Source organism: Aromatoleum tolulyticum, assembly GCF_900156155.1.
In the GTDB taxonomy this organism is placed as follows: Bacteria; Pseudomonadota; Gammaproteobacteria; order Burkholderiales; family Rhodocyclaceae; genus Aromatoleum; species Aromatoleum tolulyticum.
The window spans coordinates 104,253-117,952 of the sequence record NZ_FTMD01000002.1 but is presented as its reverse complement, the minus strand read 5'-3'; the positions used below and the strand labels follow the sequence as shown (position 1 = coordinate 117,952).

Here is a 13,700-nt window from a genome sequence, read left to right as displayed (position 1 = left end):
ACCTACGGAGAGGATTGATCATGAAACACGCCCACACCCGCCGCACCCTCACGACCCTCATTTCCGCCGGTATCCTCGGCGCCGCGTTGGGCATGCCGTTGGCGGCCCACGCTGCGAACCCCTGCGCGCCGATGACGAGTACCCAGGCGGCCAACCCGTGCGCTGCAAAGAATCCCTGCGCGGCGAAAAATCCCTGTGCCGCCGCGAACCCGTGCGCGGCCAAGAAAGCGACCGCCACAAGTAATCCGTGTGCGGCGAAGAACCCCTGCGCGGCGAAAAACCCGTGCGCCGCCAAGAATCCCTGCGCCGCCAAGAATCCCTGCGCCGCCAAAAAGTGACGCCCGCCCGTAACCACACCCTGGACACGGACGTGCCGGCACGCATTTCGTGCCGGCACGGCTCGGATGGGGCACGTAAATGACAGGCCTGCAACGGCTCCTGATATGCGGGTTGATTCTGGCCACCGGCGTTGCCCGCGCGGACGCCGGAGATTTCCTCGACCGTCACTGGCGGCGCCCGCTCGGCCCGCAGGGGACGCCTCCGGCGACTTACACGCCACAGGAAGCCTCGCTCGACCCCGCGGCGTGCGGCGCCTGCCACCAGTCCCAGTTCGACGACTGGCGCGCCAGCCGCCATGCGCAGGCGATGGGACCAGGCGTGCTCGGTCAATTGATCGCGATGGATGCCGATGCGCCCGACGAGCACCAGTCCTGCCTGCGTTGCCACGCACCACTCGCCGAGCAGGCAGCGTCGCTCGCCGGAGCGATCCGCGCCAAAGCGCGTGGTCGCACGCATGAGCAGGGCCTGACCTGTGCCGGCTGCCACGTGCGTGATCACGTGCGCCACGGGCCTCCGCGCCGCGATGGCTCCATCCCGAAGGCCGGCGACCGTCTGCCCCACGACGGCTGGCGAGCGAGTCGCGCGTTCGAGGACGCGCGCTTCTGCGCGGCCTGCCACCAGTTCGAGGACGACGGTTACGCGCTCAACGGCAAGCTGCTCGAAAACACCTACGAAGAATGGCGCGCGAGTCCTGCCGGCCGCGAAGGCCGCGCCTGCCAGTCCTGCCACATGCCGGACCGCCGCCATCTCTGGCGCGGCATCCACGACCCGGAAATGACGCGCGCCGGCGTTACCATCGATGCCGACGCGCCGCTGCTGGCGGGTACGCGCATCACTGGTCGACTGCGTATCACCAACACCGGCACGGGACACGCATTTCCGACCTACGTCACCCCGCGCGTCACACTGGAAATTTCCCAGGTCGACATCCGCGCCCGTCCGATCGCCGGGACACAGCGCAGTCGCCGCATCGCGCGTGACGTGGCCCCCGACCTGTCCCGCGAGCTGGCCGATACCCGCCTGCTGCCCGGCGCCGAGACCATTCTCCGCTACGACGCACTGCAGCAACGCGGCGCCGTGGCACTCGTCTATCGCGTGCGGGTCGAACCGGATGCCTTTTATGCCAATTTCTACCGCGATGTCCTTCGCGGCAACGGTACGCCCGCCGACCGCAAGATGATGAGGCAGGCGCTGGCGGAGGCGACGGCCTCCGAATATGTACTCTTCGAGAGGCGGGAACCGCTGCCGAAGAGCGAACTGAGACGATGACGGGCATGCGCGCCGCCGCTGCAGCTCCATTCGTGCAACGGTGTAAGTTATTCGCGCCCGCTCACGACCAAGCATTACGTCGCGTTCGCGGCGGTGCCATGACACCCGGGTCCAAAGAATGAAAACCAGCCGCCTGATCCTCCTGACCACGCTCGTCATCGCGACTGCGCTGTTCTTCGCGTTCGATCTCGACCGCTATCTCACGCTCGATTTCTTCAAGAACCAGCAGGCCGCCATCGAAGCGTGGCGCGACGCCCGGCCTGCGGTTGCGGCACTCGGCTTCTTCGCGGTGTATGTGGCGGTCACGGGCCTGTCGCTGCCGGGGGGAGCCGTCATGACGCTCGCAACGGGCGCGATCTTCGGCCTGTGGTGGGGCACCATGATCGTATCCTTCGCCTCGTCCATCGGCGCGACGCTGGCCTTTCTCGCCTCGCGTTTCGTGCTCCGCGACACCGTGCAGGCGCGTTTCGGCGAGCGCCTGCGCGCGATCAATGAAGGCGTCGCCAGGGACGGCGCCTTCTATCTCTTCACGCTGCGCCTCGTGCCGGTGTTCCCCTTCTTCGTCATCAACCTGGTGATGGGGCTGACGCCGATCCGCACCTGGACCTTCTACTGGGTGAGCCAGATCGGCATGCTCGCCGGCACCCTGGTGTATGTAAACGCCGGCACTCAGCTCGCACGGATCGAGTCGTTATCGGAGATCCTGTCGCCTGCCCTGCTCGCCTCCTTCGCGCTGCTGGGCATCTTCCCGCTGATCGCGAAGAAACTCGTCGAGGTGGCCAGGACGCGAAAAATCTACGCCGGCTGGACGAAGCCCGCGCATTTCGACCGCAACCTGGTCGTGATCGGCGCCGGCGCCGCCGGGCTCGTGAGCAGCTATATCGCTGCGGCGGTAAAAGCCAAGGTCACGCTGGTCGAAAAGCACAAGATGGGGGGTGACTGCCTGAACACCGGCTGCGTACCCTCGAAGGCGCTGATCCGCTCGGCGAAGCTGCTGTCGCACATGCGCCGCTCGAAGGAGTTCGGGATCCGCGATGCACGGGCCGAATTCGCCTTCGCCGACGTGATGGAACGCGTGCACTCGATCATCCGGACCGTCGCCCCGCACGACTCCGTCGAGCGCTACACCGAGCTCGGCGTCGAGGTCATCGAAGGCCGGGCGAAGATCATATCGCCCTGGGAAGTGGAGATCGCCCGCAACGACGGACGACGCGAGACGCTCACGACCCGCAGCATCATCATCGCCGCGGGGGCGCGCCCCGCGGTGCCGCCCATCCCCGGCATCGAGGAGGTCGGCTACTACACCTCGGACACGATCTGGAACCTGCGCGATCTCCCGCGCCGACTGCTGGTACTGGGCGGCGGACCGATCGGCGCGGAGCTCACGCAGACCTTCGCCCGCTTCGGCGCCGCGGTGACACAGCTCGTGAAGGGCGAACGCATCATGCCCCGCGAGGACGCCGAAGTCTCAGCAATGGTCATGGAACGCTTTCGCAAGGAGGGCATCGACCTCAGGACGAACCATCGCACGCAACGCTTCGTGATCGAAGATGGCGAGAAGATCCTGATCGCCGAGCACCTGGGCCAGGAGGTCCGCATTCCCTTCGACGTGCTGCTCGTCGCCGTCGGCCGCACGGCCTACCTCAAGGGCTACGGACTGGAAGAGCTGGGCATCCCCGCGGGACGCACGGTCGAGGTCAATGAGTACCTGCAGACGCGCTACCCCAACATCTACGCCGCCGGCGACGTTGCCGGGCCCTACCAGTTCACCCATACCGCCGCCCACCAGGCCTGGTACGCGTCGGTCAACGCCCTGTTCTCGCCGTTCAGGAAGTTCCGCGCCGACTACTCGACGATCCCCTGGGCGACCTTTGTCGATCCCGAAGTCGCGCGCGTCGGCCTCAACGAACAGGAGGCGCGCGAGCGAAATATTCCCTTCGAAGTCACCCGCTTCGGCATCGACGACCTCGACCGCGCCATCGCGGACGGCGAGGCACACGGCTTCGTCAAGATACTCACGGTCCCCGGCAAGGACAGGATCCTCGGCGTCACGATTGTCGGCGAGCACGCCGGGGACCTCCTCGCCGAGTACGTGCTCGCGATGCGCCACGGGCTCGGGCTGAACAAGATCCTGGGAACGATCCACGTCTACCCGACACTGGCCGAAGCCAACAAGTACGCGGCAGGCGAATGGAAGCGCGCCCACGCGCCGCGGAAGCTGCTCGAATGGGTCGGACGTTTCCACGACTGGCGTCGGGGGCGTCCGGCCTCAGGCTCCCCTGCGCAACGCCGCGCCTCGAAGTTGCGCGGCGCACCTTCCGCACCGCGGGGCTAGCCCGGACGGTCATTGTCGGGGAACCATCGAGGAAGCAAGCATGATGAGCTTTACCATCGTCATACCGGTGCTGAACGAAGCGGCAAACCTGCCACGGCTGGCCGCGCAGCTCGGCCCCCTGGCGCAGCGAAGCGTGGAAATCGTGATCGTCGATGGCGGAAGTGCCGACGATACCGTCCGACTGGCCGAACAAGCGGGCTTCAGGGTCATCCGGAGCGCGCGCGGGCGTGCGGCCCAGATGAACGCGGGCGCTGCCCGATCGACGGGGGACGTGCTGATCTTCCTGCATGCGGACACCGAACTTCCACCAGACGCCCTGCCCCGCATCGCGGCGCACCTGGATTCCGGCTACGAGTGGGGGCGCTTCGACGTCACGATCGTCGGCACTCCCGTCATGCTGCGCGTGGTCGCCACGATGATGAACTGGCGTTCCCGCCTGACCGGCATCGCAACCGGCGATCAGGCAATCTTCATGACCCGCGACGCATACGACGCGGTCGGGGGCTTTCCCGATCAACCCCTCATGGAGGACATCGAAATCTCCCGTCGCCTGCGCAGTCGCTCGCGCCCGGCGTGCCTCGGCAGCCGGGTTGCCACGTCCGGCCGACGCTGGGAGAGCCGCGGCGTGTGGCGCACGATCTTCCTGATGTGGCGCTTGCGTTGGGCGTACTGGCGTGGCCGGCCGGCACGCGAACTGGCCGAGGCCTACCGGTGAGGCGCGCCCGGATCGTCATCATCGCGAAGGCACCGATCGGCGGATTCGCGAAGACACGCCTGATTCCCGCGCTCGGACGGGACGGCACGGCGCGACTGGCCAGGCGCATGCTGGAACATGCCGCGCACACAGCCTTGCATGCGGATGTGGGGCCGGTCGAACTCTGTGTAACGCCGTCCCCCGCGGACCCGGTCTGGACGACGCTCGGCTTGCCCGAGCGCCTCGCGTGGAGCGCACAGGGCGACGGCGATCTCGGCATGCGCATGGCGCGTGCTGCTTCGCGAGCGACCGACGCCGGCGAAGAAGTGATCCTGATCGGCACCGACTGCCCCGGCCTGACGGCGCAACACCTGCGCGACGCCGCAGCGGCGCTCGCACATCACGATGCCGCGATCGTTCCGACCGTCGATGGCGGCTACGCGCTGCTCGCACTCCGTCGCTTCCACACCAGTCTGTTCGAACACATGCCCTGGAGTACTGACGGCGTGGCCTTCGAAACCCTGTGCCGGATCGGCCGACTGGGCTGGCACGCAAGCACGGCGCGCCCCCTGCACGACATCGATGAACCGGCCGATCTCGCGTGGCTGCCGGCAGACTGGCAGGACGCAATGGGACTTTCCCGTTCCTCCACCCTGCATACGCCGCCGGCGAACGAACGGAAGCGTCGATGATCGGCTGATCCGGGTACGCGGGCGCGCGCACCGCAAACCGCCGCGAGCGATCGCTCGGTTAGTCGTGATTCCCGAGCGGCTTCTGCCAGAACAGCGCACTGCCTGCGCGCACGTCGAGCGTGTAATCGCGAAAACCGAACTTCGCATATGCCGCCCGCGCCGCTTCATTCCCGCTGAGCACCTCCAGCGTGATCTTGCAGCATCCCCGCTCCCTGGCCGCGGCTTCCACCGCCTCCAAAAGATCCTGGCTCACCCCACGTCCGCGGTATTCCGCGAGAACGACGAAATCGTGGATGTTGATCAACGGCCTTGCGGCGAAGGTGGAAAACGCTTCGAAGCAATTCGCCAGCCCTACCGCGACGCCATCCGCGTAGGCGATCAGGCTGAACGCATGCGGCAGGCGCGCAAGCTCGCGCACGACCCTTTCCTTGACCTCGGCAGGCAACGCCTCGCCGCCGCCCATCGGGTCGCGCGCATAGGCGTCCAGCAACTCGATAATGGCATTTGCATGAACGGGGTCGTGATAATCGGCACGAATGACTTCGACGGACACGTGTATTTTCTCGGGCGTTCGTTTCGGGCGGTGCGCCATCATACCGCGGCGGCTCGCTCCTGCTTCGAGAGCTGAGTTCCGGCTGCATCCGTAGAACCGTTTCTCTTTGAGGCACTGCAACAAAAGCGGGCACATTTCCGCCCTGCAGTGAACGAACGGGACGACCGGATCTTCAAGCAACAGATGTCGCTCGTCTCGGAGCCGGCCGGAAACCCGCTGACAACCTGCCTCGACCCCGGATGGATACATCCCACACTGGCATCATGGGTTTCTTTTGACTTTCGTCAAACATGAGTGAAATTTTTGTGCAATGCACATAGCCACGCCTGAAAAGTGGGTAATATGCCCCACAATTCATTCGCGTCATGCAAGAGGAGTAGCTCATGAAAAAATCGCTCGTCATCGCCTCCATGCTCGCCCTGGGCACTGCAAGCCCCTTTGCACACGCCTACAAGGCGGGAGACTTCGTCGTCCGCGCGGGTGCGGCGCGGGTAGCCCCGGAAATGGGCGGGTCCGACGTCTCGTCCAGCGCCACCGGCAAGATCGCAGGATCCAATGCCACGGTGAGCGACGACACCCAGCTCGGCCTGACGTTCGGTTACATGCTGACCGATCACGTCGGCGTCGAACTGCTCGCCGCCACCCCGTTCAAGCACAGCGTCAGCGTCAAGGGGCTGCCCGCAGGCCTCAACGGCAAGCTCGCCACCATCGAGCAACTGCCGCCGACCGTTACGCTGCAGTACTTCCCCCTGGATTCCAGCTCGAAGTGGCAGCCGTATGTCGGCGCCGGCATCAACTACACCACCTTCTTCAATGAAGACCTGACAGACGGGCGCAAGGCCCAGGGCTTTTCCCACCTCGATCGCGAGGACTCGTGGGGGCTCGCCCTGCAGGCCGGCATCGACTACATGCTGACCGACCGGGTTGTCCTGAACGCGGCCGTGTGGCGTATCGGCATCGACAGTCACGCCACCGCCCGGCACCCCGTGCTCGGGAAGGTCAAGGTCAGTGTCGAGATCGATCCGTGGGTGTACATGGTCGGCATCGGCTACAAGTTCTGATACGACCCTCCCCGGCACACACAACGGCGACCCGCGGGTCGCCGTTGTTTTGGCATCGCCCGAAAGACCTCGCCCCGGGGCAAGCGCGGCGCGATCCGATCGGGGTATACTTATCGGTTTCCCAGAATCGCCCGGAGCCCCGCCATGGAAGCCGAACGCATCAACGCCATTTCCCAGAAACTCGACGACCTGCAGGCCCGCGGTCGCGAACTTCGGAGGTATCTTTGACTACGACGAAAAGGCGTCGAAGCTCGAAGAAGTAACCCGCGCGCTGGAAGATCCGGCCGTCTGGAACAATGCCGAGAAGGCTCAGGAACTCGGCAAGGAAAAACGTCAGCTCGACGATATCGTCGTCAACCTGCGCGACATCGAGCAATCGTCCATCGACCTCAAGGACCTGTTCGAACTCGCTCAGGCCGAGGACGACGAGGACACCCTGAGCGCCGTCGAAGGCGACCTCGCCCCGCTCGAAGCGAAGGTGCACGCACTCGAATTCCGCCGGATGTTCTCGAATCCGATGGATCCGAATTCCTGCTTCATCGAAATCCAGGCCGGCGCCGGCGGCACCGAAGCCCAGGACTGGGCAGGCATGCTCGAGCGCATGTACCTGCGCTACTGCGAGCGCAAGGGTTTCGCGGTCGAGCTCATGGAAGAGTCCGAGGGCGAAGTCGCCGGCATCAAGGGCGCCACGATCAAGGTCAGCGGGGACTACGCCTACGGTTTCCTGCGCACCGAAACGGGCATCCACCGCCTCGTGCGCAAGAGTCCGTTCGACTCCAACGCGCGCCGTCATACCAGCTTCTCGTCGGTGTTCGTATATCCGGAAGTCGACGACTCGATCGAGATCGACATCAATCCGGCCGACCTGCGCATCGACACCTACCGCGCGTCCGGCGCCGGCGGCCAGCACATCAACAAGACGGACTCCGCGGTGCGCATCACGCACGAGCCCACCGGCGTCGTCGTGCAATGCCAGAACGACCGCTCGCAGCACAAGAACAAGGCCGAAGCGATGTCCATGCTGAAGGCGCGCCTGTACGAACTGGAGCTGCGCAAGCGCCAGGCCGAGCAGCAGAAGCTGGAAGACTCCAAGAGCGACATCGGCTGGGGCCACCAGATCCGTTCCTACGTGCTCGACCAGTCGCGCATCAAGGACCTGCGCACCAACTACGAAGTCGGCAACACCCAGGCCGTGCTCGACGGCGACCTGGACGACTTCATCGCGGCGAGCCTCAAGCAGGGTGTGTAAGCGCCCTGCCCGCGCGCACGCATGACGCCTGAGCTCGTCGATTTCCTCGCCCCCGGCGTTGCCGCGGATGACGTGCCCGAACTCGCGCCGCTCGCCGCGGCGCGACCGCTGATCGACGCCTTCATCACGCTGTTCCGCGGCTCCGAGGCGGAGGTCATGCTGCGCCTGCTGGTGCTGCGCGAGATCGGTCAGGAGGCGGAAGCGCCGCGCTGGTCGCCCGACGCCCTGCGCGCGCGCTTCACCTACCTCGACCCGGTGAAGCTCGAAACCGTCCTGAAGCGCCTGCGCGACAACCAGCTGCTCGCCTATGCGGACGACGGCAATTACCACCTCTCGGACCTCGGCCGCAACGCCGTGGCGGCCATCGCCATGCTGCTGCGCTTCTCGGCCGAAGAGGACGCGGAACTGGGTTTCCTCACCGCCCAGCTCGCCGGCCTGCAGGCGGTCGGCAGCGTCACGCCCGAAGCGCTCGGCCACCTGCTCTCCAAACTCAACGACCTCACCTGGCACTTCGAGGAGGCGATCGCCTCTGGTTCGGAGTTCCAGATCCTCGGCGCACGTCGCCGCCTTTCCGCCAACGAACGCTGGCTCGGGCGCGGCACCGAGATTCTCAAGGGCCTGCTGGCCGACCCCGAAGTCGACTTCGAAATCGCGCGCATCGCACAGCGCATCGGCCTCGCCCAGTCCAGGCTCGCACGCGCCGACGCGAGTTTCCAGCGTGCGCTCAACAAGATCGAGGCGCAGCGCGTCACCCTGGGCGCATCGGGCATCTCCTCGTCCGACGTTGCGGCGTGGCTGCGCGGCCTCGACGCCGCCACCTTCGCCGCTTTCGCCGAGGGAGCTCTCCTCGTGGTGCCCGAGGTGCCGCTGCTCGCGGGCGGCCACGAGCTCATCGACCGCGCCGAAAGCGTGCTCTCCGACGAGGTCCGCGCCAGCGAAACCGACACCGCACTGCCGCCCCCGGACGCCGCCGCCGTAAACGCGGCGCCCGAGCAGGACGATCTCGCGCTCCTCGAACACTTTGCACGGCGGCTCGACACCCTGCCGGCCTCCGCCCCGCTGCACTCCGTGGTGGCCGGCGGCGGCTTTGCGCCCGCCTCCTACCGCCTGTCGCTCCTGGCACTGCTCGCCGACGGCGAGTCCGCAGGCCCCGCCGACGGCCCGGTGGGCGACTTCATGCGCCTTCCCGTGGATGTCCACTTCGGCGATACGCTCGTACCGGTCGGCGAAGACGAGATCGCTGCCATGTCCGAAGGCCGGGTGATCCCCCGCCAGGAGGCCTCCGCAGCGCCCGAATCCGCGAACGCGCGCCCCCTCATGGACGCCTGATGGAACACGAACTCAAGACCCTCACCGCGCGCCTGCTCGCCCACCGCTGGCTTCCGCGCAACGATCGGCTCGTGCGCCGCGCGCTGGTCGACGAAACCTTCCGCGTGGAACTCGACCACCGCCTCGCAGCCGTCGGACTGCAGCTCCAGGACAACCCCTACGCCGGCCACGTTGCCGCCGTGCTCACCCCGGAAATGCTCGAGCCGGTGTTCGGCGCAAGGCGCGAATACGCCGCAAGCAACGTCGGGCTCACGCGCGACGAGGTCGCGCTGCTCGTCGTCGTCTGGTCGCTGATCATCCTGCCCAAACGCGAGCGCCAGGTGACCCGGCGCGAACTGGCCGACGACGGCCAGGGCGACATGTTCGGCGCCGAAAAACCGGTCGTCCACGGCGACACGGTCTCCGGCGGACTCACGGAAGCGTCGCTCATTGCCGACTTCGGCCCGCTGCTGGGCGGCAAGACCAAGGTCAAGAACTTCATGCTCGGCAAACTCGCGCGCCTGGGCTTCATCGAGCGGCGCAACGGCGTGCTGTACGAAGGGCCCCTGCTCGACGTCGCGCTCGACTATCGTGTGCTTGCCGACCGCATCATCCACGGCACGCTCGCCGATGTGCTGAAGAACGCAGGACACGCCGTTCCCGCGGCCAACGCCTTCGAGGCGGCCGAAGTCCTGCCCGACGTCGATGACCAAGAGGAAGACGCCTGATGTTCCACATCAAGCAACTGGAACTCGTCCACTGGGACTACTGGCGCCGGTTCACGCTGCCACTGGACGCACAGATCATCACCATCGTCGGCCCCAACGGCTCGGGCAAGACGACGCTGCTCGACGCCCTGCGCACCCTGTTCGCGCTGCGCTGCTCCGGCAAGCGCGACTTCCGCCGCTACGTACGCCGCGCCGAACGCAGCTTTGCGTGGATCCGCGCCGTCGTCGCGAACAAGCCCGGCACGTCCGGCCGCCGTCCGTTCTTCCCCTGCCTGCACGACGAAGTCACCCTCGCCTGCCGCATCCGCCGTGCGGGTGGCGAATGGACGCGCGATTACGCCATCATCGACGGCGACCAGCCCATCGAGGCGCTGGAGCAGACCGAAGACTGGATCGGCCTGCGCGACTACCAGAACCGGCTCGCCTGGGGCGGACTCACGCCCGCAATCTCGAAGGTGCTCGCGCTCGAACAGGGCGACACCGACAAGCTGTGCGAATACTCCCCGCGCGCGCTGCTCGAGCTCGTCTTCGACGTCTTCGGCGACAAGGAGGTGCTCGACAACTACCAGGCGGCACGCGAGGAACAGAAGAGCGCCGAGCGCGAACTCGGCGACCTCAGCCTCGACCTCGACCGCCTGCGTGCACAGGCCGAGGGACGGCGCCTCGAAGCCGACAACTACCTGCAGTGGAAACAGCTCGCTGACGAGACGCACGCGCTCGAGGCCGAGATCGTCCCGCGCCTGGAGGCCGCCGAGCTCGCACGCGACGTTGCCGCCGAGCGTGGCGAGCTTGCCCGCCAGCGTGGTGAATACGCGCTCAGGCAAACCGAGCGCCGCGCCGCCCGCCAGCGACTGGACGCGGTACAGGCCGAAAAGGCGGAAGCGGAAAGCCGGCGCACCACGCTGCGCGCGGAACTCGACGCGGCCGGGACGACCCACCTCGAAGCGCACGACGCGGTGCGCGATCTCGAGAAGCTCATTACCGAGCGCGACAACCTGCGTGCCCAACTCGCCGCCGAGCACGGCGCCGACGCCGTCGCGCTCGAGGCGCAGCACGAATCGGCCGAAGCCGCGCTGCGTGAAATGAAGGCGCGCGAGCGCACCCTCGTCGCCGAATTCGAGGACAAGACCACTTCGCTGCGCAATGCCAAGAGCCGCTCCGGGCCGCCGTCAGACCCCGAGGTCGCCCGCTTCCGTGCCGTGCTGGACGCCGAAGGCATCGCCCACTGCGGCCTTGCCGAGGTCATCGAGGTCACCGACGCGACCTGGCAGGCTGCGCTCGAAGCCGTGCTGCGCCCCTACCGCCACGTCATCCTCCTCGAGCGCGAGTCCGACCGCCATGCCGCGTGGGCGCTCGGCGAGCGCGAACGCTTCCGCCACTTCGTGGTGCCGGAGCGCGAGGAGGCCCCGCCCGCAGTCGCCCGCAGCCTCGCCGAGGTCGCGCGCTTCTCGGCCCCGGCCCCGCGCTGGCTGGCAGATCTGCTCAACCGCATCCGCCGCGTCGACAGTGTCGACGCGGCCCGCGACCTGCCGCGCGAGGTCGAATGGATCACCCGCGACGCCTACCACCGCGAGCGGCGCGGCGCCCGCCACCTGGGTCGCCCCGCCGAATTCCACTTCGGTGAACTCGCCCGCCAGGCGCGCATCACCCAACTCGAAGAGGACATCGCCGGGCTCGATCGCCAGCTCCAGCACCTGCGTCCCCGGGTCGCCAAGGCTGCCGACGAACTCACCACCCTGCGCCAGCGCCTGCTGGGCCTGCAATCCGCACAGCTGCTTGCCGCAAAGGCCGAAACCTACGCCGAGGCCGAAGCCGCCCTGCCCGCCGCCCGTGCCGCGCTCACCGCGGCCATCGCGCAGCGAGCCGACGCGCAGGGGGCGCTGGACGAACTCGGCGGCCGCATCAACGGAGTCGTCATCGAGATCGACCGGCGCAACCGCGAGCTGCGCGCCATCGACAGCCGCATCACCGAGCTCGAAACCGGCGCCGCACCGCGCCGCCACGCCCAGGCGCAGCGCATCCAGCGCCTGCGCTCCCTGCGCCGCGGCATGCCCGCGCACTGGCGCGACCCCGCCGAGATCGCGCTGCTGGCCGAACGCTACGAAAACGCCGCCGCAGCAAGGCGCGAGCGCGACCGCCTGCGCGCGCGCCTCGACGAAGGCGACTGGGTCAAGGATCCGACGGTCATCACCCTGTCGGAACGCCTCAAGGCCGACGTCGCCCAGCGCGAACGCGACTTCCAGGAGCGCCAAGGCTATTGCGCGACCGCCCGCCGGCTCACCGAAGAGGCGCGCTCCGCCTACATCGCCAAACTGCGGGCCACCGTGCGCCAGTACGGCAAGAACCTCAAGGCGCTCGGCGAACTCGCCGGCGTCGGCGTGGATTGCCCCGCCCCCGCGCTGGGCAACGACGACCTCTCGCTCGGCCACGCCGGACTCGAAGTGCGCTTCGACTTCGACCGCAAGGGCGCCGTCGGCCTCAACGACGGCGAAGCCTCCGGCGGCCAGCAGGTGATGAAGTCCCTGATCCTGCTGATCGCGCTGCTGATGGACGACGCGCGCCCCGGCGGCTTCGTCTTCATCGACGAACCCTTCGCCCACCTCGACGTCGCCAACATCGACCGTGTCGGCACCTTCCTGCGCGCCACGCGCGCGCAGTACCTCATCACCACGCCGGTCACCCACAACGCCAACGTCTTCGCCCCAGCGCAACTCACGCTGGTCACGCGCAAGAAAAAACCCGGCGAGGAGTGGGCGCCGACCATCGGCGTGCTGGCGCGCGCCATCGCATGAGCGTGGAAATGTTCGAGCACTTCCCCTGGCTCCCCTTCCTCATCGCCATCACCGCGCTCACCATGTCGCCGGGTGTCGACTCCCTGCTGGTGATCCGCAACGCGGCCCGCGGCGGACTGCGCGACGGGCTGCTCACCAGCCTCGGCATCTGCCTCGGACTGTTCGCGCACGCCACCGTCTCGGCGCTGGGTCTCTCGGTCATCCTGCTCAGTTCGGCAACGTTGTTTGCCGCGATGAAGATTGCCGGGGCTGTCTACCTCGCCTGGCTGGGCATCCAGAGCCTGCGCTCCGCGTGGCACGCGCGCGGAATGCAGATTTCGGTGCAACGCGCCGGTGTGGTGCCGGCAGCGACCTCGCTGCGCGAAGGCCTGTTGTCGAACGTGCTCAACCCCAAGCCCATCATCTTCTACATGGCCTTCCTGCCGCAGTTCATCGATCCGGCCCACTCGGCACTGCTGCAGTCGCTCGCGATGGCCGCGATGCATTTCGCCATCGCGACGGTCTGGCAGGGCCTGCTCGCGCTCATGGTCGAACGCGCCCGCACCCTGCTCGCCCGCCCTCGCGTCAGTCGCATTCTCGACGGCATCACCGGAGTGCTGTTGCTCGGTTTCGGCGCGCGGCTCGCTGCGACCCAATCCTGAACGGCGCTTGACGCGACCGGCTCAGCCGAACCGTTCCGG

At 67.3% G+C, this 13,700-nt stretch carries 12 protein-coding genes; 11 read left to right on the top strand and 1 reads right to left on the bottom strand.

The genetic code is table 11. From position 1 onward, the window contains the following. The first annotated feature begins 20 nt into the window (after positions 1–20). From BW991_RS03080 to BW991_RS03060, 5 genes are all read left to right on the top strand, one after another. Positions 21–338, top strand: a complete 318-nt coding sequence (locus BW991_RS03080; RefSeq protein ID WP_076600631.1) for a hypothetical protein — start codon at positions 21–23, stop codon at positions 336–338. A gap of 112 nt (positions 339–450) precedes the next feature. Then, positions 451–1,608 carry a multiheme c-type cytochrome gene (locus BW991_RS03075; RefSeq protein WP_076600630.1) on the top strand — a complete coding sequence of 386 codons (1,158 nt, stop codon included), beginning with the start codon at positions 451–453 and terminating at the stop codon, positions 1,606–1,608. Positions 1,609–1,726: 118 nt separating this feature from the next. After that, entirely contained in the window at positions 1,727–3,943 is a 2,217-nt protein-coding gene (locus BW991_RS03070; RefSeq protein WP_076600629.1) for an FAD-dependent oxidoreductase, read from the top strand. Positions 3,944–3,983: 40 nt separating this feature from the next. Further along, on the top strand, positions 3,984–4,658 hold the full coding sequence (locus BW991_RS03065) for a TIGR04283 family arsenosugar biosynthesis glycosyltransferase (RefSeq protein ID WP_244551591.1): 675 nt from the start codon (positions 3,984–3,986) through the stop codon (positions 4,656–4,658). Then, on the top strand, positions 4,655–5,329 hold the full coding sequence (locus tag BW991_RS03060) for a TIGR04282 family arsenosugar biosynthesis glycosyltransferase (RefSeq protein ID WP_076600628.1): 675 nt from the start codon (positions 4,655–4,657) through the stop codon (positions 5,327–5,329). The genes BW991_RS03065 and BW991_RS03060 overlap by 4 nt, the downstream gene beginning before the upstream one ends. 58 nt (positions 5,330–5,387) lie before the next feature. On the opposite strand, the gene BW991_RS03055 is transcribed toward BW991_RS03060, so the two are convergent. Beyond that, positions 5,388–5,882: a GNAT family N-acetyltransferase gene (locus BW991_RS03055; protein ID WP_084204936.1), complete on the bottom strand. Its 495-nt coding sequence runs from the start codon at positions 5,880–5,882 to the stop codon at positions 5,388–5,390. 383 nt (positions 5,883–6,265) lie between these two features. Between BW991_RS03055 and BW991_RS03050 the strand changes: the two genes are divergently transcribed. The 6 genes from BW991_RS03050 (at position 6,266) to BW991_RS03025 (ending at position 13,661) form a co-directional block, all read left to right on the top strand. After that, a complete protein-coding gene (locus BW991_RS03050; RefSeq protein WP_076600627.1) occupies positions 6,266–6,943 on the top strand; it encodes an OmpW/AlkL family protein in 678 nt (225 codons plus the stop codon). Between the two features lie 144 nt (positions 6,944–7,087). Next, positions 7,088–8,192 (top strand): peptide chain release factor 2 gene (prfB, locus tag BW991_RS03045; RefSeq protein ID WP_139335888.1). Its coding sequence is split into 2 segments (ribosomal slippage): positions 7,088–7,168 and positions 7,170–8,192, totalling 1,104 coding nucleotides; the frame shifts between segments, so codons are not numbered across the junction. Positions 8,193–8,213: 21 nt separating this feature from the next. Next, positions 8,214–9,521 carry a hypothetical protein gene (locus BW991_RS03040; protein ID WP_076600626.1) on the top strand — a complete coding sequence of 436 codons (1,308 nt, stop codon included), beginning with the start codon at positions 8,214–8,216 and terminating at the stop codon, positions 9,519–9,521. Beyond that, a complete protein-coding gene (locus tag BW991_RS03035; RefSeq protein WP_076600625.1) occupies positions 9,521–10,228 on the top strand; it encodes a hypothetical protein in 708 nt (235 codons plus the stop codon). Before BW991_RS03040 ends, BW991_RS03035 begins: the two co-directional genes overlap by 1 nt. Next, positions 10,228–13,020, top strand: coding sequence for an AAA family ATPase (locus BW991_RS03030; protein WP_076600624.1), 2,793 nt, complete (start codon positions 10,228–10,230; stop codon positions 13,018–13,020). Before BW991_RS03035 ends, BW991_RS03030 begins: the two co-directional genes overlap by 1 nt. Next, positions 13,017–13,661 carry a LysE family translocator gene (locus BW991_RS03025; protein WP_244551590.1) on the top strand — a complete coding sequence of 215 codons (645 nt, stop codon included), beginning with the start codon at positions 13,017–13,019 and terminating at the stop codon, positions 13,659–13,661. Before BW991_RS03030 ends, BW991_RS03025 begins: the two co-directional genes overlap by 4 nt. Positions 13,662–13,700: the final 39 nt, after the last annotated feature.

Bases quoted from the DNA above. Each gene is read 5' to 3' on its own strand.
- BW991_RS03080 (WP_076600631.1), top strand. From the start codon at position 21: ATGAAACACGCCCACACCCGCCGCACCCTCACGACCCTCATTTCCGCC.
- BW991_RS03070 (WP_076600629.1), top strand. From the start codon at position 1,727: ATGAAAACCAGCCGCCTGATCCTCCTGACCACGCTCGTCATCGCGACT.
- BW991_RS03065 (WP_244551591.1), top strand. From the start codon at position 3,984: ATGATGAGCTTTACCATCGTCATACCGGTGCTGAACGAAGCGGCAAAC.
- BW991_RS03050 (WP_076600627.1), top strand. From the start codon at position 6,266: ATGAAAAAATCGCTCGTCATCGCCTCCATGCTCGCCCTGGGCACTGCA.
- BW991_RS03040 (WP_076600626.1), top strand. From the start codon at position 8,214: ATGACGCCTGAGCTCGTCGATTTCCTCGCCCCCGGCGTTGCCGCGGAT.
- BW991_RS03035 (WP_076600625.1), top strand. From the start codon at position 9,521: ATGGAACACGAACTCAAGACCCTCACCGCGCGCCTGCTCGCCCACCGC.
- BW991_RS03030 (WP_076600624.1), top strand. From the start codon at position 10,228: ATGTTCCACATCAAGCAACTGGAACTCGTCCACTGGGACTACTGGCGC.
- BW991_RS03025 (WP_244551590.1), top strand. From the start codon at position 13,017: ATGAGCGTGGAAATGTTCGAGCACTTCCCCTGGCTCCCCTTCCTCATC.